Source organism: Blautia sp. TF10-30 (genome assembly GCF_003481245.1).
GTDB lineage: Bacteria > Bacillota > Clostridia > Lachnospirales > Lachnospiraceae > Fusicatenibacter > Fusicatenibacter saccharivorans.
Window position 1 is genome coordinate 53,064 of record NZ_QUKM01000016.1, and the last position, 22,192, is coordinate 75,255.

At 46.9% G+C, this 22,192-nt stretch carries 18 protein-coding genes and 7 tRNA genes; 1 reads left to right on the forward strand and 24 read right to left on the reverse strand.

Annotation, left to right across the window (positions count from 1 at the left end):
* Nucleotides 1-13 precede the first annotated feature (13 nt).
* From DXD02_RS13030 to DXD02_RS13085, 11 genes are all read right to left on the reverse strand, one after another.
* Entirely contained in the window at nucleotides 14-1,303 is a 1,290-nt protein-coding gene (locus DXD02_RS13030) for a UDP-N-acetylglucosamine 1-carboxyvinyltransferase (RefSeq protein ID WP_117510690.1), read from the reverse strand.
* 337 nt (nucleotides 1,304-1,640) lie between these two features.
* Nucleotides 1,641-2,144 (reverse strand): shikimate kinase, encoded by a 504-nt coding sequence (locus tag DXD02_RS13035; RefSeq protein ID WP_117801787.1) that lies wholly within the window; start codon nucleotides 2,142-2,144, stop codon nucleotides 1,641-1,643.
* Between the two features lie 52 nt (nucleotides 2,145-2,196).
* The gene (locus DXD02_RS13040) at nucleotides 2,197-3,216 is read right to left on the reverse strand and encodes a sugar kinase (protein WP_117510686.1); all 1,020 of its coding nucleotides are present in this window, start codon (nucleotides 3,214-3,216) and stop codon (nucleotides 2,197-2,199) included.
* Between the two features lie 142 nt (nucleotides 3,217-3,358).
* A complete protein-coding gene (locus DXD02_RS13045) occupies nucleotides 3,359-4,246 on the reverse strand; it encodes a carbohydrate ABC transporter permease (protein WP_117510684.1) in 888 nt (295 codons plus the stop codon).
* Nucleotides 4,247-4,260: 14 nt separating this feature from the next.
* Nucleotides 4,261-5,172: an ABC transporter permease gene (locus DXD02_RS13050; protein WP_243038266.1), complete on the reverse strand. Its 912-nt coding sequence runs from the start codon at nucleotides 5,170-5,172 to the stop codon at nucleotides 4,261-4,263.
* Nucleotides 5,173-5,261: 89 nt separating this feature from the next.
* Nucleotides 5,262-7,106, reverse strand: a complete 1,845-nt coding sequence (locus DXD02_RS13055; RefSeq protein ID WP_118666957.1) for an extracellular solute-binding protein — start codon at nucleotides 7,104-7,106, stop codon at nucleotides 5,262-5,264.
* A 477-nt stretch (nucleotides 7,107-7,583) separates the two neighbouring features.
* Complete coding sequence (locus tag DXD02_RS13065) at nucleotides 7,584-9,029, reverse strand: uracil-xanthine permease family protein (protein ID WP_118666958.1); 1,446 nt, start codon at nucleotides 9,027-9,029, stop codon at nucleotides 7,584-7,586.
* A gap of 287 nt (nucleotides 9,030-9,316) precedes the next feature.
* Complete coding sequence (locus tag DXD02_RS13070) at nucleotides 9,317-9,670, reverse strand: Hpt domain-containing protein (RefSeq protein ID WP_055220310.1); 354 nt, start codon at nucleotides 9,668-9,670, stop codon at nucleotides 9,317-9,319.
* Between the two features lie 430 nt (nucleotides 9,671-10,100).
* Entirely contained in the window at nucleotides 10,101-11,435 is a 1,335-nt protein-coding gene (gdhA, locus tag DXD02_RS13075; protein ID WP_055220308.1) for an NADP-specific glutamate dehydrogenase, read from the reverse strand.
* 349 nt (nucleotides 11,436-11,784) lie between these two features.
* Nucleotides 11,785-12,384 (reverse strand): flavin reductase family protein, encoded by a 600-nt coding sequence (locus DXD02_RS13080; protein WP_117510675.1) that lies wholly within the window; start codon nucleotides 12,382-12,384, stop codon nucleotides 11,785-11,787.
* A 104-nt stretch (nucleotides 12,385-12,488) separates the two neighbouring features.
* The gene (locus tag DXD02_RS13085; RefSeq protein ID WP_117762172.1) at nucleotides 12,489-14,144 is read right to left on the reverse strand and encodes a putative manganese-dependent inorganic diphosphatase; all 1,656 of its coding nucleotides are present in this window, start codon (nucleotides 14,142-14,144) and stop codon (nucleotides 12,489-12,491) included.
* A gap of 380 nt (nucleotides 14,145-14,524) precedes the next feature.
* On the opposite strand from DXD02_RS13085, the gene DXD02_RS13090 reads away from it, so the two are divergent.
* Nucleotides 14,525-15,436 carry a 30S ribosomal protein S1 gene (locus DXD02_RS13090; RefSeq protein ID WP_117813161.1) on the forward strand — a complete coding sequence of 304 codons (912 nt, stop codon included), beginning with the start codon at nucleotides 14,525-14,527 and terminating at the stop codon, nucleotides 15,434-15,436.
* Between the two features lie 134 nt (nucleotides 15,437-15,570).
* On the opposite strand, the gene trhA is transcribed toward DXD02_RS13090, so the two are convergent.
* From trhA to DXD02_RS13155, 13 genes are all read right to left on the reverse strand, one after another.
* Complete coding sequence (gene trhA / locus DXD02_RS13095) at nucleotides 15,571-16,245, reverse strand: PAQR family membrane homeostasis protein TrhA (RefSeq protein ID WP_118666959.1); 675 nt, start codon at nucleotides 16,243-16,245, stop codon at nucleotides 15,571-15,573.
* Between the two features lie 224 nt (nucleotides 16,246-16,469).
* A complete protein-coding gene (locus tag DXD02_RS13100; protein WP_022461219.1) occupies nucleotides 16,470-16,748 on the reverse strand; it encodes a GIY-YIG nuclease family protein in 279 nt (92 codons plus the stop codon).
* Entirely contained in the window at nucleotides 16,729-17,604 is an 876-nt protein-coding gene (locus DXD02_RS13105; RefSeq protein ID WP_118666960.1) for an ROK family protein, read from the reverse strand. The genes DXD02_RS13100 and DXD02_RS13105 overlap by 20 nt, the downstream gene beginning before the upstream one ends.
* Before the next feature lie 17 nt (nucleotides 17,605-17,621).
* Nucleotides 17,622-18,557: a mannose-6-phosphate isomerase, class I gene (manA, locus tag DXD02_RS13110; RefSeq protein ID WP_118666961.1), complete on the reverse strand. Its 936-nt coding sequence runs from the start codon at nucleotides 18,555-18,557 to the stop codon at nucleotides 17,622-17,624.
* 342 nt (nucleotides 18,558-18,899) lie between these two features.
* Nucleotides 18,900-19,853, reverse strand: coding sequence for a peptidoglycan DD-metalloendopeptidase family protein (locus tag DXD02_RS13115; RefSeq protein ID WP_117762165.1), 954 nt, complete (start codon nucleotides 19,851-19,853; stop codon nucleotides 18,900-18,902).
* Between the two features lie 320 nt (nucleotides 19,854-20,173).
* Entirely contained in the window at nucleotides 20,174-21,229 is a 1,056-nt protein-coding gene (locus DXD02_RS13120; protein WP_118595197.1) for a D-alanyl-D-alanine carboxypeptidase family protein, read from the reverse strand.
* Nucleotides 21,230-21,395: 166 nt separating this feature from the next.
* Nucleotides 21,396-21,468 (reverse strand) — tRNA-Lys (locus tag DXD02_RS13125).
* An 8-nt stretch (nucleotides 21,469-21,476) separates the two neighbouring features.
* Nucleotides 21,477-21,549, reverse strand: a tRNA-Phe gene (locus DXD02_RS13130).
* A gap of 6 nt (nucleotides 21,550-21,555) precedes the next feature.
* A tRNA-Met gene (locus DXD02_RS13135) sits at nucleotides 21,556-21,629 on the reverse strand.
* 33 nt (nucleotides 21,630-21,662) lie between these two features.
* Nucleotides 21,663-21,735 (reverse strand) — tRNA-Thr (locus tag DXD02_RS13140).
* Nucleotides 21,736-21,754: 19 nt separating this feature from the next.
* Nucleotides 21,755-21,836: transfer RNA gene (locus DXD02_RS13145), tRNA-Tyr, on the reverse strand.
* A gap of 9 nt (nucleotides 21,837-21,845) precedes the next feature.
* Nucleotides 21,846-21,918, reverse strand: a tRNA-Val gene (locus DXD02_RS13150).
* Nucleotides 21,919-21,945: 27 nt separating this feature from the next.
* Nucleotides 21,946-22,019 (reverse strand) — tRNA-Asp (locus DXD02_RS13155).
* Between the last annotated feature and the right edge of the window lie 173 nt (nucleotides 22,020-22,192).

Sequence of the window (22,192 nt, forward strand, 5' to 3'; positions counted from 1 at the left end):
TTTTATACTGTTTTTACGCTCTTAACCGGAATTTCTGGATGTCCTTTGCATTATTCACACGCTCAATTTCAGCGCCGAGTCCACGGAGCTTTCCGTCGAAGTCCTCGTATCCGCGCAGAATGTATACAATATCATCCACCACGGTAACACCCTCTGCTGCAAGACCTGCAATAACAAGTGCTGCTCCGGCGCGAAGATCCGGTGCGGAAACCTCTGCTCCGGTAAATTTCTCTACGCCGTCGATGATCGCCGTGTTGCCTTCTACTTTAATACAGGCGCCCATACGTGCCAGCTCATCCGCATATTTAAAACGATTTTCAAAAATACTCTCTGTTACAATACTCGTACCGTTTGCCAGTGCCAGTGTAACCGCAATCTGCGGCTGCATATCGGTCGGGTAACCCGGATACGGCTGTGTCTTTACGTGTGTTCTGCCCAGACGTTTGCTTGCGCTCACACGGATGGAATCGTCAAACTCTTCTACGTCGCAGCCAATCTCCTCGAGCTTTGCGGTTGTTGCTTCCAGATGCTTTGGAATCACGTTTTTAATCAGCACATCGCCCTTTGTAGCTGCTGCTGCAAACATATACGTACCTGCCTCGATCATATCCGGTACGACCGCATAGCTGGTTCCGTGCAGGGTATCGACACCCTTGATCCGGATCACATCGGTTCCTGCTCCTTTGATGTTTGCTCCCATGCTGTTCAGGAAGTTCGCCACATCGACAACGTGCGGCTCTTTCGCTGCATTCTCAATCGTTGTATTTCCTCTTGCCATCGAAGCTGCCATCATGATGTTGATGGTGGCTCCAACGGAAACCATATCCAGGAAAATGTGGCTTCCATGCAGATCTGCCGCACTTGCCACGATTGCGCCATGACGGATGCTTACCTCAGCACCGAGTGCGCGGAATCCCTTTAAATGCTGGTCGATCGGACGGCTTCCAATGTTACATCCGCCCGGAAGCGGAACTTCCGCTCTTTTGTATTTTCCAAGCAGCGCGCCTAAAAGATAATAAGACGCACGGATTTTTTTGATATATTCATAATCAACGCTCAGATCTCCGATGGTTGCTGCATTGATCCGCACGGTATGGCGGTCGATGCGGTCCACGGTGGCTCCGATCTCTGCGATTGCTTCCAGAAGTACATTAATATCACTGACATCCGGCAGGTTTTCGATCAGAACCGTCTCATCGGTCATCGTTGCTGCCGTAAGAATTGCAAGCGCCGCGTTTTTTGCTCCCCCAATTTCCACTTCGCCCACAAGAGGATTTCCACCTCTGATGACATACTGTTCCATATATTCACCTCAAATTTTCTTTCTCATAACTTAACGAGTGTGTTTTATCCGAAATAACGATTCAAAGTCTGTTCTGCTGTTTTTTTTACACACTCCGGACTCACTGAAACGCACTGCTCCCCGCAGTGATTTTTCAGTCTCCCCTTATCTTAACTCAAATCTAATATTTTGTAAATCAATTTTAATATATTCCGTACTATTTCCGTTTTTTTCCACCGTTTCCGGTCAGGAATATTCAGAGAAACGTTATATGTAATTTCTAACTTTCAGAACATTTTCCTTATTATTACGTAATATTATGTTTTTGAAAATTCTCCGAATATTCCACCGTTCCTTCTTACATGCCAATCTGCTCGCGAAGTGCCAGAATCGTGCCCTGGATATCCTTTCCGCTCTCATCGACCGTAATCTCGGCATACTGTTCATACAGTTTACTTCTCTCATCGTAAAGATCTTTGAGCGTCTGACCCTCTTTCAGCACAACGCCGCGTCCCTTCAGGTTTCCAAGACGCTTTGCCAGATCCTCATACGACAGCTTCAGGTAAACGATTATTCCAATTTCTTTAAAATGCTCCATCGCCTCTTTTCCGTAAATGGCACTGCCGCCCGGTGCAATGACGCTTTCATCGGCTTCCAGAGTCGCATTGACCTCATTCTCAATCGCAAGAAAGCCTTCATTTCCCTCATCTGCAATAATCTCGCGCAGAAGACGTTTCTCCCGATGCTGAATCACAAGATCCGTATCAATAAACTCATACCCCAAAGCCTTTGCAAGGATAACGCCAACGCTGCTTTTGCCGGCTCCCGGCATTCCTATTAATATAATATTCCGTTTCTTCAAGTTTTATTCCTCCTGCTGTCCTGTATGTACTCTCGGAATCTTTTTGTTTCCTCTATCTCTGCAGATTTGTTCCGCCCTGCTTCATGATCTGCTCAATCTCTTTTTCGCTGACCACGTTGGCATCGTGCTGAATCATCAGCTTTAAGACGCTTGCGGAAATCGCAAAATCGATGGTTCTCTGCGGCGCAAAATCATGCGCCATCGCGTGAATCAGTCCTGCACCAAACGCATCACCGGCTCCGACTGCCTCAAAGCTGTGTACTTTGTGAACCGGGCTCTCATAGAATTTTCCGTCTTTCAGGTAAATTCCCATCCAGTCGCCGTCCTCCACGGTGTAGAGATTGCGCAGCACGCTCGCAACTGCTTTACAGTTCGGGAACTGTTTCTGAATTTCCAGCATGCCCTCTTTGTAAGACTCGATCTGTTCAATGCCGCGCGACATATCTCCATCATACGCCGGAATGCCAAGCGATGATTCAAAGTCCTCATCATTTGCAATGCAGACATCCACGTAAGACATCAGACGGCGCATGACGCGCTGTGCGTCCTTTGCTGACCACATTTTTCCGCGGTAGTTGAGATCACATACCACCTGAATTTTTTTCTCTTTGCAGAGCATAAGAGCGCTCTCCAGCGTCTTTTCGATCTCGCAGCTGATGGCCGGCGTGATACCGGAGAAATAAAAGAGATCCACGCCCTCGAGCAGTTTTTCCCAGTCAAACTCCTCCGCTTCTGCCATCGCGATCGCGCTGTAGGCGCGGTCATAAACCACGCTCGTCGGTCGGATGTTGGTTCCCTTTTCAAAATAGTAAATACCGACGCGGCCGCCGCCCCGCAGAACACGGGTCGTATCCACACCGAACCGGCGGATTTCATTGATGGCCGCCTGTCCGACCTGGTGCTCCGGCACTTTTGTCACGTAGGAAACATCGTTCCCGAGTGTTGCCAGAGAAACTGCGACGTTCGCCTCCGCGCCGCCGTAACTGGCTTCAAAGGTATCTGCCTGCAGTATTTTCAGATGCTCCGGTGTTTTTAAACGCAGCATCAGTTCTCCGAATGTAAGTATTTTCATGATAAAATCCCCTCCAGAAACATTTTGTTTTTCACCTCAATACCTTTTTATCTTACGCTGTTTTCTCCCCGGACGCAAGAAAAAAAGCGCAAAAAAGCGGCTTCCTGTTTCGATTCAGAAGCCGCTTTTTCTGCGTTTTCTCTTATTCTTTTACTGCTCCCAGTGTAATACCGGTTACGAAGTATTTCTGCAGGAACGGATATACAATCAGCATAGGAACAAGGGCGATAAATACCTTTGCTGCCTCCAGTGATTTGTTGGAGTTCTGTGCTAACTGCTGATACTGCTCTGCAGTCAGGGTTACGCCTACCGGGATCTGAACGGAGATCTGACGGATGTAGGTCTGTAACGGATAGTTCGTCTCTTTGTTCATTAATACCAGGCCCTGGAAATACTCGTTCCAGTAACCAACGGATGTAAACAGGACGATGGTTGCGATAACCGGTTTGGAACACGGAACTACAATCTGCCACAGGATACGCCACGGGCCGGCGCCGTCTACACGGGCTGCCTCCTCGAGGTCTCCCGGGATGCCGCGGAAGAAATTCATCATCAGGAGTACGTTGAATACCGGAACAGAACCAGCCAGAACCAGTGCTGCCATCGTATCGATCATACCATAATTTTTAACGGTGATGAACCACGGAATGGTACCACCATTGAACAACATACAGAATACCAGGATCCACATCAGGACGTTTCTCGGTTTGTACTCTGTTTTGCTCTTTGCCAGCGGATAGGACATCATAATCAGGACAACCATGGTCCATATGGTTCCAATCACAACTCGCTTGATGGAAATCCAGAAGGAATTCCAGAATGCGGAATCACCCATAATCAGGCTGTAGGATTTTACGTTTGATCCGATCGGGTAAATCGTTACAAGACCACCCTCAGCAGCTGCTTTTGAAGAAATAGATACGCAGAACGTATACCATAACGGATAAAAACAGCTGAATGCCAGGAGAATCAGGATGATAGCATTTATGACTTTAAACGCTTTGCTGCCAAAACTCTTGCTTTCTATCATAATTTCTGCCCTCCTTAGAAAATCTTGTAATCAGCAAACTTGTAAGCACAAACATAAGAAGTAACAACCAGCACGAAGCTGACAACAGATTTAAAGAGACCTGCTGCAGTAGCCAGCGAGAACTGCATGTTTGTAATACCAATACGGTATACGTATGTATCGATGATATCACCAGTTTCAATAACCAGCTGGTTGTACATGTTGAATACCTGGTCGAAACCTGCATTCAGAACGTTGCCCATTGCCAGTGTGGTCAGAAGAACGATGGTTGGAACCAGTCCCGGGATGGTGATGTGCCATACACGTTTCCAGCGGCTTGCGCCGTCGATTGCGGCTGCCTCGTAAAGGCTCGGGCTGATGCCGGTCAGCGCTGCAAGATAAATAACTGCGTTGTAACCGAACTCTTTCCATACATCGGTTCCGATCAGTAACTGACGGAAGATGCTAGGCATGGTCATCGGAAGAACGGTATCCGTTGCACCCATTGCGCTGCGGACCGTGTTGAAAATTCCGTTTGCGCCAAGGATATTGGTGATGATGTTTGCAAGGATAACCCAGGATACGAAGTGCGGCAGATATACGATTGTCTGAACCGTCTTTTTGAACTTCATATTCTTTACCTCATTCAGCAGCAGTGCGAACACCAGCGGAATGATGATATTCAGGATAACCTTTGCGATTGCAATAATCAGAGTATTGACAAGTGCCCGTTTTGCATCCGGGATAACGGTCAGGTATTTAAACCATTTCAAACCTACCCACGGAGAGCCGAACCATCCTTTGCTCGGATTGTAATCCTGGAATGCCATTACAATACCAACCATCGGAACGATAGAAAACATAAACAGCCAGATATAACCCGGCAGAACCATTAACGTATAGTGAAAGGAATTTGACAGCCCGAGATGGCCTTTTTTCTTCTTCACGGCAAGCTCCTCCTTTGATGTCATTTTTTTAAAGTAGTGGGGTACAGGCTTTCCTGTACCCCACCCTCCACATCATACATTTACATAAATTACTCAGCCAGGTAATCTTTTACCAGCTCAAGGATCTGATCGCCGCCCTGTACATGCCAGTCGGTGCAGAACTGATCCCACTCGTCAAGGCTCTTAGCGCCTGTGATGAACTGAAGGACACTCTTGTCTTCCAGGTCAGAGATCTGCGTCCAGTAGGTATCCATTCCGTCGATGGTGTAGTACAGTTCAGAATAGATCTTGTGATCCGGTTCAAGTGTTGCGTATGGACGATCACCAATCAGCAGTGCATAGAATCTGTTGAACTGTCCGTTGTTGGTATTGACATCCATATCGGTTACTGTCAGATCTCTGGATCCGTCATAGTCCTCAGAGATAACGTCTTTCAGAGTTGCGGCATCGTTTGCCAGGTTCTTGTACAGACCGTTGAATTTGCTTCCGCCCTGCTGATAATCATCTGCGCTTGCTTCGCCTTTGATGATTCCCATCAGTGCATCATACTCATACTCGCACTCATCGGTAGCTGCCATACAGTTACGCAGCGGATACCAGCCGATTGCTACAGAAGTATCGAAGGTAGACTCATCACGAACGAGTACGTTGTTCATGATAACAATGGCTTTCTTCACATCATCCGATGCGTTTTTGTTTACCATAGTATAAGTGGTTCCAACGTCTTTCATATGAATATTCCACTCACCGTCTTTGGTGTACAGCGGATATGCCTGCCAGTTTGCATTGTTATCGTTACGGAAGGAATCCGGGTTTCCGTATCCAAGGCTCCACCATGGTCCCATGAAGATACCGCAGGTTCCGTTCTTAACATTGTTTGCATTGTCGCCGTTGGTTGTGGTTCCAACCTCCGGGTTGATGAGGCCTTTTTCATACCAGTCATGTAAGGTGGTAAGGGCTTCTTTCATTTCATCTGTTGTAGTTCCCCAGTACAGTTCGCCGGAATCATCTTTCAGAAAATACCCCGGTGTTGCATTGAATGCCTGATATACAGCATCGAAACCGTATCCGTTGTTGGAGGAGTTCAGGAAGTTGGAGTAGGTTCTTCCGCCGTTATCAATACCTGCGATTGCATAATCCGGGCTGAGACCTGCGTCTTTAAATTTCTGAGCTACTTCGCCGAGTTCATCTACGGTCTTCGGAACTTCCAGTCCTAACTGATCCAGCCAGTCCTGACGGATAAAGTACAGGTAAACACCATCGGTATCTACCGATATGTTTGGCAGTGCACAGAAGGTTCCGTCTACGGTTGCATTGTTGATCGCACGTCCTTCGGTAGTCTCGATGATTTCTTTTACCTGTTTGGATGCGTACTGGTTGAACTCCGGCCAGAGGTCTGCAAGAAGATCTGCTCTTGCTGCCTGTACCAGGTAGTTACGGGTTGGTGCAACGACTGCATCCGGAAGGGAAGCAGATGCGATTGCCAGAGATACTTTCTGCTGGAAGTCAGATGCATTACCTGCAGTCCAGTCGCAGACAACTTTGATGTTGTAGTTATCCAGAAGGTATCTGGTGTACTGGTTGTTATCTACGGAATCGCCGTCCGGAAGTGTGGTATCCTTCGGGTCGATCTGATATCCATAATGTACTTCTACGACATGATCAAATTTTGCAAACGCACGATCGTCATTTTCACCCGGTACTGCATCATCTGCTTCATCAGCTGCTGCAACCCAGTCACCAGAACCTGCTGCATCGCCGGAGCCGCTGTCCGATGAGGTATCCTTTGCTTCATCGCCGCCTGCCGTACTTGATGCTGTTGTGCCGCTGCTCTTGCTGTTTGTGTCAGAACTGTCTCCTCCAGTGCTGCCACATGCTACCAGGCTTACGATCATGGTGCTTGCCAGTAATGCAGAAATTACTTTCTTTTTCATTTGGTGTCCTCCTTGTGATTTACGTTCTTTTTGCGTGCTCCGTTGTTGCTTTTGTCCAGGCTTACGAAGAATCCATTGTTTTTAATCATACGTTTTGCCTAAAACTTTCACATTTTCGTCACACTTTTTATGCAATGATTATACCTCTCTTCCACCCGTTTTGACAAGCATTTTTTATGTATTTTTCACAATTTATTTCGTTTTTTTAATTCATATTGTCGATTTTGTACACTATTTTAAAATTTATAGTCAATCTTGACTTTTTCTTTTTCGTTATTCTTTTATCTATTGACGGATTTTTTGTGCTTTTTCCGTCATTTTGTATATTCCTCGTATTTTCAGACATTTTACCTGCAGAGCCTTCTACCGGCAGTTCCCTCCGAATGCCGGGCAGCACAATAAAAAAGAACCTCTTATCTCTCCCCGGGAATACTTCTTTCCGGAAACATAAGAGGTTCTTTTTCTTTTTTTTGTTCTTTATTCTGCTTTTTTCTTCTCTTTTGGAATAATGATATTCAGCACAATCGCCGTAACCGCCGCCGGAACGATACCGGAACCGCCGAAAATCAGCTGGATATAATAAGGAAGCTCTGAAATCGCTCCTGCAGTAGATCCAAGGCCATAGCCAAGACCCAGTGCAACGGAAACGATTGTAATCTCACGACTTGTGATCGGCTCTTTTGTGATGAGCTGGATACCGGAAACCAGAATCGATGCAAACATCATAACGGCCGCACCGCCCAGTACGGACTGCGGCATGATGGATACAAATGCTGCAATCTTCGGGCAGAGTCCGCAGAGAATCAGGAAAACTGCTCCGCAGGAAAGCGCCATACGGTTTACAATTTTTGTCATCGAAATAATGCCGACATTCTGTGCAAAAGAAGTATTCGGAAGAACACCGAGTACTGCTGCAAAGCTTGATCCAAGACCATCGCAGATAATACCGCCGGAAAGCTCCGAATCGGTTGCCTCGCGGTCCATACCGCTCTCTACACAGGCACAGATATCACCAACCGTCTCAACGGTTGTTACAATAAACATGATTGCAACCGGAAGAATGGCCTCCAGCCGGAAGACCGGTTTTACCTCAGCCAGTTTTCCAAAACCTGCAATACCCGGAAGTGCGAACCAGGAAGCGTCTTTTACCTGCTGGAAATTGACAACCCAGGAATATGTATAGGAAACTGTGCTTCCATCCTCAAGAACCGCCGTTCCGGTATGCGGCAGAACCATTGTCATAACAATGGCTACTACGTAGCCGACTAAAATACCGATCAGAATCGAAGCAGTACTTAAAATTCCCTTCGGATTTGTAAAGTGCTTCAATGCGAGCGTTACAATCAGAACAACCATTCCAAGGAACAGATTCTGCATGGAACCGTAATCGTTCGTTCCGGAACCGCCGCAGAGATAATTGATTCCAACCGGAATCAGCGAAAGACCGATCGCCATAACGACGCAGCCGGTAACAACCGACGGGAAAAATTTACGAAGCGGCTTTAAACAGACGCCAAGCACGCCCTCAAACAGACCGCCGACAATTGTCGCACCAAGGATAGCGCCGTACGTCAGCGCGCCCTGTCCCAGCACGGCTGTCACGCTCTTGAATACGCCGAGGAATCCAGAAGATGTACCCATAACAATCGGTACTTTACCGCCGATCGGTCCAATCGAAAACATCTGTACCAGTGTTACAATACCGGCTACTGTCATTGCATTCTGCAAAAGAGCCGTACGAAGTGCACCGTAGCCCGCATCCGCCGTCAGACCGCACGCTCCCATGATGATCAGAAGCGGGGTAAGGTTTCCTACGAACATCGCCATTATGTGCTGCAATCCAAGCGGAATCGCCTGCTTCAGCGGAATCCGTCCTTCAAAGGTGTACGGGGTTCCCATAGCTGAACTTTTTTCTTTTTTCATTGCTTTTCTCCTGCTTTTGTAGATTTGGGCTGCCTTGCCTTTCGGTATGGAATATGCCCTGCACAGCCGGAATTTTTCCGGCAAAGCGTCCTTGTTTTTTCTTATAGATACTTATAAGTTTTTCTTTTTAAACAAGTCTTCTTCATAAGCTGTGCTTTTATGTAAAAAGATTATCATGTTTCTTTTTTCCCGTCAACCCGCATCTTGTACAGAATTCCATAAAAAGGAGACACCGGTCTGTGTTCCTCATCTCACAGATCAATGTCTCCTTGTTTTCTTCCTTCAATTTAAGCGTTCTGGAAATCCTCAATCGCTTTTACGGTGCGGTTATATTCTTCCGTCACCTTCTGCATCAGATCATCCGTCTCGGTCTCCTGCAGCGGTCTTAACCGCTCGGTCAGCTCGGCGCTTGGCTCGTACAGATTTTTAAAACCAAGATTCTGGCACACGCCTTTTAATGTATGAGCTGCACGGAATGCAACCTCAATATTTCCGTCCGCCAGTGCCTGGCAAAGCTCCTGATAGCTCGGATCCTGAGGAAATTTTAAAATGATCCGCTGAATCAGAGATTCACTGCGAAGCCGCTGAACGGTTTCCTCGTAATCTGCTCCCATCTGCATGTAGCAATCTTTTAATGTCATCTTCTCTTCCTCTTCCCTGTATGCAAATTCATTACATATTAATGCAAACAAGTTCTTTATCAATACATAAATAATTATATTTCTCGCGCAAGCTCTTGTCAACTTCTGCTTTTCATTATTTTTGCATTATTTTTGTTTACTATACGCTCTATTTCTGAACATAAAATATCTTTTTTCTTACGTTTTTCTTAGGTTTTTATCTTACCTGTATATTGCATTTATGCATAATAATACAACTTACTCGCATATTCTGTCGTTTTATTCACACGGTACCGCGTGAAAGTCTATTTCTTCTGTCTAGTCTCGTTGCAAAATGTAATGTTTTTTGTACACTGTAATTTTCGTTATTTTTCTGTGTTTCTTCTATCTTTTATGCAAAAAGGGACCCTCGGTCTTAACCGGAGATCCCTTTGGATTTCTCAAAATCAGATTAGCAGATTCCCTGAGCCATCATAGCGTCAGCTACTTTCTCAAAGCCTGCGATGTTAGCGCCCATAACATAGTCGCCCTCATGGCCGTAACGTTTTGCAGCATCAACCATGTTGTGTGTGATGTTGATCATGATATTTTTCAGTTTTGCATCAACTTCATCGAAGGTCCAAGACAGACGCTCGGAGTTCTGGGACATCTCGAGTGCGGATGTTGCAACACCACCTGCATTTGCAGCTTTTCCAGGTGCGAAGATTACGCCGTGCTCCTGCAGATATTTGGTTGCTTCCAGAGTAGTAGGCATGTTAGCGCCCTCGCATACTGCAGTGCATCCGTTCTCAACAAGTGCTTTTGCATCCTCAAGCAGCAGCTCGTTCTGAGTTGCGCAAGGAAGAGCAAGGTCTGCTTTTACAACCCATACGCCGCGTCCTTCGTGGTACTCAGAGTTTGGACGATATTTCTTGTACTCGGTCAGACGGGCACGATTTACTTCTTTGATCTCTTTTAATGCAGCTACATCGATTCCGTCTGGATCGTAAACCCATCCGTTGGAGTCAGAGCAGGTGAGAACTTTCACACCAAGCTGAGTAGCTTTCTCGATTGCATAGATTGCAACGTTTCCGGAACCGGATACACAAGCGGTCTTGCCTGCGATGTCGATGCCGTTCAGTTTCAGCAGCTCCTGGGTCAGGTACAGCAGTCCGTATCCGGTAGCCTCTGTTCTTGCTAAAGATCCGCCGTAGCTTAAACCTTTACCAGTCAGAACGCCTTCGTATACGCCGCGGATTCTCTTGTACTGTCCGAACATGAAGCCGATCTCTCTTGCGCCTGTTCCGATGTCACCAGCCGGTACGTCGGTGTCTGCGCCGATATATTTGCAAAGCTCTGTCATAAAGCTCTGGCAGAATGCCATGATCTCTCTGTCAGATTTTCCTTTCGGATCGAAGTCAGAACCACCTTTACCTCCGCCGATCGGAAGGCTGGTCAGTGAGTTTTTGAATACCTGCTCGAATCCCAGGAATTTGATAATACCAATATTTACAGAAGGATGCAGACGGATTCCTCCTTTGTAAGGTCCGATTGCACTGTTAAACTGTACACGATATCCGGTGTTTACATGAGCCTGTCCTTTATCGTCTACCCACGGCACACGGAATTTGATCTGACGCTCTGGCTCTACCATTCTCTCCAGAAGAGCGACTTTTCTGTATTTTTCCTCGTTTGCTTCAATAACAGGGCGAAGAGATTCCAGAACCTCTTTGACTGCCTGATGGAATTCCGGCTCAGCTGGGTTTTTTGCAACTACGGACTCAATAACCTCATCTACGTATGACATGTTAGTTTCCTCCTTGAAATTTCTCCCTTAATGTAGTGCAGAAAGATTTCTTTAAAAGATCCATCTGCGGTTCTCATCAGCCTTAAAGCGTGGAGAAAATCATTTCCGCACTCTCTCGCGTCTCCGGTGGATTCTCCCGTCCTCCGGATCACTTAATTTTATAAGGTCAACGATTGGTTGATATTATAGCATAAAATATCCGGTTTTTGCAATATTTCACGCAAAAAATTCCTAATAAATCATGATTTTGTAGCGTTTTCTAATATTTACCCAGTATTTTTGTCGATTTTGTATATTTTTACCGAAAGTACTATAAAATTTCGCGTGCTGATTCTTTAGAAAATAAAGATTAGCTGCGGTTTTTTGTTTTTATATTAGGTGTTTTCGATTTTTTCTTCACGCTCCAGCCAAAGGTTCCCTGCTTTTTCCCGATTCCAAAGTACTCTCCGTGGGAATACACAATCGGTTTCGCGCGGTTCAGATCGAAGCGGCCGCGCTCATCCATGTATGCCTCATCCGCATGGACAGCCACAACTTTTGCAAGAAACATGTGATGCGAGCCCAGTTCGAGCACCTGCTCCACTTTACACTCGATATTAACCGGCGACTCCCCGATCATCGGTGCGGAAATCTCCTCCGCCTCGACTTTCGTCAGTTTCATCTCTTTGAACTTATCCACATCTCTTCCCGAGCGCACGCCGCAGTAGTCGGTCGCATAGCAGAGGTCCTCCGTCGTCAGGTTGATGACGAACGCACCGCTCTCTTTGATCATCTGATAGCTGTAGCGTTCCGGCCGCACCGAGATCGATACCATCGGAGGATTCGTACACACCGTGCCGGCCCAGGCAACGGTGATGATGTTGTCCTCCCCGTTCTTTCCGCGCACCGACACCATGACCGCCGGCAGCGGATACAGCATATTTCCCGCTTTCCATGTCTGTTTTCCCATTCTTATTTCTTTCCTTTCCTCTTTTTCACCCTTTTATGACCGAAAAAAGCGTGCCCCGGATCTGTTTTCAGGCCCGGAACCACGCTTTTTTATTTTTTCTGTTTTTACTGATTCTGCAGCGCCATCATAAATGCCGGAATCAGCTGTTTCTTTCTCGATACAACACCCTTCAGCTCGCAGCTGACCTCGTTGACCGGAAGATCTTCAAAAGCTTTTTCGATGACTTCCTTTGCCCCGCTTCCATAATACAGAAGCTCTGTAGATTCTTCTATAATATTGGTCAGCATAAAGAATACCATCTCGATGCCGTGTTTTCCGCACTCGCTTTCCATCTGCGGCAGAAGCTGTTCCTTGATGGATTCCAGCTCGCCCGCATCGAGGGATGTAATCTGGCCGACACCAAACGTAACATCGCCCATGATGAATTTTTTGAAATCCTGGTAGAAAATTTCTTCCGGTGATTTATCTTTCAGGTTGCTTCCTGCACGGAACATTTCGGATGCAAACTCCGGAATGCTGATGCCTGCAATGTCCGCCAGTGCCTCTGCTGCCGCTTTGTCAAGAAACGTACACGTCGGCGACCGGAACATCAGCGTATCGGAAATGATGGCTGCGCAGAGCAGTCCTGCGATGTTCGGCGCGATCTCCAGCTCTTTTTCCTTATAAATTTCATACATAATCGTTCCCGTGCAGCCCACCGGCTCATTGCGGAACATAACCGGCGCCATCGTCTCAAGTGATCCCAGACGATGATGGTCGATGATCTCGAGAATCTCCGCCTCTTTGACGTTATCGACCGCCTGTGATTCCTCATTGTGATCGACGAGAATCAGTTTCTTTCCTGCATTTCCGATCAGGTTCCGACGGGAAATCGTTCCCACATATTTTCCTTTCTTGTTCAGAATCGGGAAATCGCGGTGTCTCTGATTTTTCATAACTTCTTTGATATCATCGAGGAAATCTTCGGTGTTGAACGTGATCAGATTGCTTCTGCGCATCAGATATTTGACCGGAATACTCTGGTTAATCAGACGCGCAATCGTATACGTGTCATGCGGACTGCTGATGATCACACAGCATTTTTCCTCTGCAAATTTCTGAATCGTTTTCGTCACCTTTGCGCCAAGTCCGACGATAATGCAGCTTGCATCCATCTCGATTGCACAGAGCTGGTCCTCCGCACGGTTTCCGAGAATGACAAGGTCATCTTTTTCGATGTAGTTCTCCATCGTATCCGGATGGAATGCGCCGACAACGACTTTTCCGCGGATAAAATAACCATGTTCATTTCCGACAATAACCGAACCATCCAACGTATCCGCGATACTGCGGTATTGCGTCCTTGCCAGTGACATGACATGGCTGTCATAAGAATCCATATAGGATTCTGCGATATCACTGACCGTAATCACGCCCTGCAGATCATTGTCCGGCGAAGTAATCGGCAGTGTGACCACGTTGTTGTTTTTCATCATGGAATACGCTTTCTTCACGGAAATCGTGCCCGGTACGCTCGGCACCTCATGGATTTCAATTTCCTTTACCTGCGTTCCCGCATTCGGCAGATACCCCGGTGCGCGCACGCCAAAGCGCTTCAGTACATACTCGGTCTCCTCATTGATCTGACCGGCACGCCGCGCCATGTAGGTTTTGGTTTTATCTGTCCTGTTCTTGATATCCGCATAGGCAATCGCCGAACAAATGGAATCCGTATCCGGATTTTTATGTCCAATTACATAAACTCTTGAATTTGATTTCATAATAGTACTCCTCCCTTCTGTATGTTTGTGGTATACAGTAAGTTCGTCCCGGTAGTTTTACTTCTTTTTTTGTAACGACTACAGTTACTGCTCACTTCGTGACCAGTAACCGCCGCCCTGCACATGCAAATTCGCTCCGCGAAGTTCCGGGCGGCCACCTGAATCACTTTCTCCTGCAGCCGCGCAGCAAGTGCGCGTCTCAGTAATTTTGGTAACGACTACACACATATTACCATCCTTTTTTCATCTGGTCAAAGAAAATCTTTTATGTTAAGATAAACGCAGATAGAAAAACGTGCAAAATTGAACCCGATTTTTTCATAAATCCACAATTTTCCTCTCGTTTTCCTGTTATTCTTACGAAAAAGGGGTGTTTCATTATGTCAGAAGAAAAATTAACCATGGATGACTTCTCCGCAGAGCTGGAAGCTTCCTTCAAAAAAATTGAGGAAGGCGACATGCTCACCGGAACCGTCATCTCCGTAGATGAAAAAGAGGTGATTCTCGATCTGAAATACTACGCAGAGGGCGTCATCCGCGCCGAGGACTTCAGCAACGAGCCTGGCTTCTCCTTAAAAGACGCTGTTCAGGTCGGTGACGAAATCACCGCAACCGTGATCCGCAAAGACGACGGCCACGGCAACATTCTTCTCTCCCGCGCAGAGGCAAACGATATCCTCGCATGGGAAAAACTCGCACAGTACAAAGAAGAGAAAACCGTACTGGATGTAAAAGTCAAAGGAATCGTAAACGCCGGTGTTATCGCTTACGTCGAAGGAATCCGCGGCTTCATCCCGGCTTCCAAACTCTCCCTGAACTACGTGGAAGATCTGAATGAATACTTAAACAAAGACATTCAGGTACAGGTTTTTGACCTCGACAAAGAAAAAGACCGCCTGATCCTCTCCGCCCGCGAAATTCTCCGCGAGAAAGCAGACGAAGAGCGCAAAGAGAAAATCTCCAACGTAGAAGTCGGCCTCGTCACCGAAGGAACCGTTGAGAGCCTGCAGCCATACGGCGCCTTCATCAGCCTCGGAAACGGCCTCTCCGGCCTCGTCCACATCTCCCAGATCTGCGCCAAACGCATCAAACATCCGTCCGCAGTTCTGGCAGTCGGCGATAAAGTCAAAGTAAAAGTCATTGCCATCAAAGACGGCAAACTCAGTCTCTCCATGAAGGCACTCGACGATGTTGCCGCCGAAGAAATTCAGGAAGAAACCATCGAACTCCCGGAGACAGAGGAAGTGACAACGACACTGGGATCGCTGTTTAAAAATATTAAACTGAACTAAAGTGGCTGTTCCCGTTGTTATAACAGCATTCTCCAGGAGTTTTGCAGCATCACAGATTTTACCCCCACGACACGTAAACATAAAGCAGCGGCTGTACCGGATTTTTCTTTCCCGGTACAGCCGCCACTGTTATTTTATACCGGCATCGCCGCCACAAAATAGTACATCACAATAAAATGACAGAAGCTTCCACCCATCACAAACAGATGGAAAATTTCATGTGTTCCGAACTTTTTATGTTTTGCATTAAACACCGGCATTTTTAAGGAGTAAATCACCCCGCCGACTGTATAAATAATTCCGCCGGCCAGCAGCCATCCAAACGCCGGCCGCGAGAGGGCCAGAAACAGCGGATGAAACGCCAGAACGCACAGCCAGCCCATTGCGATATACAGCACCGAAGAAAACCACTTCGGACAGTTGATCCAGAATGCCTTGACGAGAATCCCGCCAATCGCTGCCGCCCACACCAGTGCACAGAGTGCAATTCCCGTCCGTCCATGCAGTGCAATCAGGCAGATCGGTGTGTAGCTTCCCGCAATCAGCACTGAAATCATCATATGATCAAACTTTTTCAGTCGACGGTTCACCTTCCCGTTTACATCAAACGTGTGATACACGGTGCTCGCCAGATACAGCAAAATCATACTCAGCATAAACACTGTCATTGCGACCACATGCAGATGATCCGGCTCCCGCGCCGCCTTCAAAAGCAACGGCAGCGTTCCCACCACCGCTAGGATCAGCGCAGTTCCATGTGTAATCGCACTGCCAGGATCCTTGATTCCATTTTTTCTGATATACTTCATTCTGCCCACTCCTTTCCTGTCAGAAACGCTGTTTTATTTCAATTACCGTCTCACATAGTTTTTATTACTACTTGTTGCCGTTTCTTTTATTATAACAGGATGAAATTATTTTGCAAGTCAAAATATCTGGTTTCTTCCGGAATCGTTCGACACATTTTCACAAAAAAACAGACTTTCCGCATCCACACATTGTTGTGTCTGTTCGAAAAGTCTGTTTTTGATTCTTATTTCGCCTTGATCAGCTTCCATTTCTCTGTCCGCGAAAGCTGTTTAATCTCCCACTCCCGCCGCATCGCCTCTTCTTTGGAGGAATACGTTTCAAAATACACCAGTTTTACCGGTCTCCGGCTTTTGGTGTATTTGGCACCTTTTCCCACATTGTGTGTCTCAACGCGGTGCTCAAGATTGTTGGTCCAGCCGGTGTAAAGTGTTCCATCGCTGCATTCCACGATGTAAGTGAAATTTTTCGGATGTTCCTGCACCTTACTGCATTGCCAGCTCATCTACAGCCAGTTTCAGCGCACCCATGATACCCTGATTGTCGTTCAGGCTTGGAAGTACAATGTAGCTGTCGAGATCCTCAAGTTCTTTTGTTACAAGATATCCGTTCAGCTGTTTCTTTACTTCTTCTCTTACGAGCGGCATCATATGCTCCTGATGCATAACGCCTCCGCCCAAAACGATTCTCTGCGGGGAGAGCAGCATGATGCAGTCTACAAGTGCCTGTCCGATATAGTAAGCCTCAAGCTCCCATACCTCTTTTTTGTCTGCCAGCTCAATACCTTTTTTGCCCCAGCGTGCTTCAATGGCAGGACCTGCAGCAAGGCCTTCCAGGCAGTTGCTGTGATACGGGCATTTTCCGCCGTAAGTATCTTTCGGATGTCTGGTCAGCAGAACGTGTCCGCCTTCCGGATGAAGCATGCCGTGCAACAGCTTGCCATTGGAAATAATTCCCATTCCAACGCCCGTTCCGATGGTGATGTAAATGCTGTTGTCCAGACCTTTTGTGATTCCCCAGGTAGCCTCACCCAGTGCAGAACCGTTTACATCGGTATCAAATCCAACCGGGATGTCCAGTGCATCTGTGAAAGCGCCTACGATGTTGTAGTTCTTCCATGCTAATTTGGGAGTTGTGGTAATGTAACCATATGTTTCGGATTTTCTGTTCAGGTCGATCGGTCCAAAGCAACCGATTCCCAGTGCCTGAATGTCCTTCTCTTTGAAATACTCAATCATTTTCGGAACGGTAATTTCCGGTGTCTCGGTCGGGATAGAAATTCTCTCATAAATTTCTCCATTTGCGTTTCCAATTGCGCAGACCATCTTTGTTCCGCCTGCTTCTAATGCTCCAAGTCTCATTGTGTTTTTCTCCTCTCTTATGCTTCTGGATTTGAGCAGATTACAGAAAGTTTTCCTTCAAATCTGCATCCATTAAAATTAGCCGGTATAATAAAGTGAGTACCTTTCTTAACCGGAATACCGTTTACAGTACCCTCTCCGGCGATTACACTTACATTAGTATAATATTTTTTCGCATCCAAGGTGAATACACCGTCGATGTCGTATTTATCTACAGAGTAGAACTTGCATGTTACAAAATGGGTATGTACCGCGCCCGGGATTTCCTCTGTAAAGGTATCGATATCTGCCGTTTTAAACGGAGCCTCGATAACATCGATACTCTGCTCTACATGAAGTTGTCTCGGTTTGCCGTTCTGCAGTCTGTCATAATCGTATACACGATAGGTGATATCGCTGCTCTGCTGTGTCTCCAGAATCAGTGTGCCGCCTTTGATGGCATGTACGCATCCCGGATTGATCTGGAAGAAATCTCCCTTATGTACCGGCACTTTGCGGATGAAATCGCTCCACTCATGATTGCGGATCATTTTCTCCACTTCTGCCTTGTCTTTTGCATTGTGTCCGATAACAATTTCTGTACCCGGTTCGCAGTCCAGCACGTACCAGCACTCGGTCTTTCCAAGAGATCCATTCTCATGCTCTCCTGCATAAGCATCATCTGGATGAACCTGGATGCTCAGATCATTTTTTGCATCAATGATCTTGATCAGCAGCGGAACCTGGCTTCCCGGGTAATTTCCGAAAATTTCCGGCTCCTCTTTCCAGAGCTCACCTAATGTTTTTCCATCAAATCTTCCGCCTGCCACATGGCTCATTCCGTTGGCATGTCCGCTGATCGCCCAGCACTCGCCGGTTGTATCGCTCGGAATTTCGTAATCAAATACGTCTCTTAACTTTGTTCCACCCCAGATTGCTTCTTTGAACACCGGGTCCATAAATAAAAGCTCCATATTTTTCTAATCCTCCTTGTTTTCAGGATCTGTCCACTACATCTATTTTAACCGATAACATTCAAAAACGAAACCCCTAAAATGACAAACTTTCACATTTTCTGTAACCGGTTACTTTCCTTTTATTCCGCCCTTTTTCTATATCAAAACAATCCTGTTTGTTATATGTAAAGCTGACTGTTTTCAGCCAGCCTTTTTTATAAAAAGCAATCGAAAAACGGTATTTTACCATCCGCGGTCTGCGCCGCCTTTTTTGTATTCAAAACCTGTAAAAAAGATTCGATTGCGAATCCTACACTTTATAATACTTTCCCGCATCCCATTTCGTGCAGGTCCTCTTTTTTATTCCGAAATTGCCGGGAGATATACCATAGGATCAATGGCTTTTCCATCTTTTTTCATCTCAAAGAAAAGATTGCTTCCCTCTTTTACATAATATTTCGTCGGTGCTGCAACTGCTCCGATCCGTGCTGCTTTCTGAACTTTCTGGCCTGCCTCGAGGGAAACGTCTGTGAGCTGTCCGTAGATGGCTTCGTATCCATTTCCAAGATTCATGGTGACGGTGAGGCCGGTTCTTGCATCATTTTCCACACTCACAACTTCTCCGTCCGCTGCCGCCAGAACCGGAGTTCCTTCTGCCGCCGAGAAAACAACGCCTGGATTGCACTGGTAAAGATCCAGTGTCGGGAAATAAACGGTATTTTCCATGTTATACGGAATCAGAACTGTTCCAGTAACCGGCAGTTCCATGATTGTCGCTTCGCTGAACATCAGATCCTGTGCAGCCCCTGCTGTCTCAACTGCCGTTTCCTGATTTTCTGCAGAATCCACAGTTCCGGATGCTGCACTCGTTTCTTCATTCGCCGCTGTTTCTCCTGATCCTGTTTCTCCGTTCTGATCCGCCGCTGTTCCGTTTACCGCCTGCGCGTCCTGTCTTTCTGTATTCCCATCTGATTCTTCCGGTGTATTCTGAGCCGTCTCTGCATCTGCTTCTGGATTTCCCGCCGCCTCTTCTTCACACGCCGCTTCCATTTCCGGCACCTGTTCCAGACTGTTTTCCACATCATCTGCCTGATCCTGTACGGCACGCGTTCCGTCTGCATCTCCCGCCGTCTCCTCCGTCTGCTGTTCTGTAGTTCCGGTGCTTTCGTCCTCTGTAAGCTGTGCCGTCTCTCCCTGTTTCGCCTGATCTGCCTTACCGTTTCTCGCATCCTGCTGCCAGGTCAGCACTCCGCCTGCAATCATCATTGCCAGTGCCGCTGTGATCACGCCGATTCTCAACTTGTCTCTTTTCATATTCTTACCACCTCTGCTGATATCTTTTTAAGCATTTCAGAGGCGTTTTTCGATTTCTCGCTCTCCTCCTGCTTTTCTACAGTAAGCAGTATTTCCCATCCGGCGCGATCTATACACAAAAACTGGATTTTTCCTTTCCGTTATCCACAATTTTTCCCATGCGCTTCTTTCTTTTGTGGAAAACATAATTCTTTTCTGCGCATTCCGTGCAAAACATCCCCAATGTTATCCACACCTTATTTTCTCGACTTACTTCACGCAAAAAAAAGAGCCGGAACCGGGAATTTTCTCCCGTTTCCAGCTCTCGCTTTCACCTGTATTTACTGTAATCTTCCATACACCGTACTCGCATCCGCGATGCTGTCCACCGCAGATCCCGAATCCGTCATGGCCTCTGCCGTAACAAGTATGTACTCTTCGCCTCCATATTCTGCAAAGCTGACCAGGCACTGACCCGCCTCATCGGTAAATCCGGTCTTTCCGCCTTCAATGACTGCCCCGTTCTCCAGTGTCGTACTCATCTCATAGCTGGTAAACCGGTGGAGCATCGTATCATACAGCGTAATTCCCTCCGGGTGTGATGCGGTAGCCTCCGTTGTGTAAACCTCCCTCGTCACGATCTCGCGAAACGTATCACTCTTCAGACACTCACTCATCAGCACCGCAATATCACGGCAGGTAGAATAATGGTTGTCGTTATGCAGTCCCGTGCAGTTCTCAAAATGCGTATTGGTAAGTCCCAGTTCTTCTGCTTTCTGGTTCATCATGGCCACAAAACCTTCTTCCGATCCGCCGACTGCTCTCGCCAATGTCTCACAGGCATCTGCGCCGGATGGCAGCAGCACACCATAGAGAAGATCACGAACCGTTGGCTGTTCGTACGGATTAAATCCCGCTACCGACGCATCCTGTGCCGTCAGTTCCTCGAAGATGTCCTCCGGAACCGTAATCGTCTCGTTCAGATCCGGAAGATTTTCAATGGTAAGCAGCGCTGTCATAATCTTTGTCATCGACGCCGGATAAATTCTCTCATCTCCGCCCAGATTCATCATCTCAGCCAGATCGCTTTCCCGCACCAGCAGGGCATGCTGACTGTTCAGACCATCTGACGAAATCTGCTGTACCGGCTCAGGCGTCGGTGTAATCTCCTCCTCCGGGCTGGAATCCGATATCGGCTCTGAACTGTCCCCAGCAAGAGAGGATGACGAAACCGAAGAGGATGCACTTGCGTTTCCATCCGTCTGTTTTTTCTCGTTCTTCTGCATCTGATATCCAAGCACGCCAATCAATCCGATAATGATAACAAGCAGAACACTTAAAATCACTTTCTGCTGAAACTGGCGTCTTCGTCTTTTGTTTTTCTTTTTTTGTGCCATAAACAGATTCCTCCGTTCTTTTTTATTCTTTCAAAGCATAGTACATTTCCTGCTCTTTTGCAAGATTTTCGCCGTAACCTTAAGATAAACATAATCAAAATTGGTCCGGTGGACCAATTTTGGATATGCAGAACAAAAAAAGAACCCTCGAAAGGGTTCCACATAGTGAAGCATCGGGGATTCGAACCCCGGACAACTTGATTAAAAGTCAAGTGCTCTACCGACTGAGCTAATGCTCCGTAAAATATGCCTAGTTCCGGAATCGAACCAGAGACACGAGGATTTTCAGTCCTCTGCTCTACCAACTGAGCTAACTAGGCATAAAATTGCGGGAGTAGGATTTGAACCTACGACCTTCGGGTTATGAGCCCGACGAGCTTCCAGACTGCTCCATCCCGCGATATCCTATTTTTGTACTTGATTTCTCAAGTAAAGCCGATGATCGGACTCGAACCGATAACCTGCTGATTACAAATCAGCTGCTCTGCCAATTGAGCCACATCGGCCGATTGCCTGATTGGCAAGTGGGTGGTGGTGGATTCGAACCACCGAAGCAATTTGCAGCAGATTTACAGTCTGTCCCCTTTGGCCACTCGGGAAACCACCCATAAAAGAATGGGACCTACAGGGCTCGAACCTGTGACCCTCTGCTTGTAAGGCAGATGCTCTCCCAGCTGAGCTAAGATCCCATTTTTCAGATATTTAGTTATGAAAAGCGACCCGGATCGGGATCGAACCGACGACCTCCGCCGTGACAGGGCGGCGCTCTAACCAGCTGAGCCACCGGGCCACAATAACTATTTTGAAGATATTTGATATACCTTCAAAACCGCATACACTTAACACCTATACATCATACCATACTTTCTTTCCGAACACAACCATTTTCTGCAAAACTTTTGTTTTGCATTTCAGGTCAAGCCCTCGACCGATTAGTAACAGTCAGCTCCATGCCTTACGGCA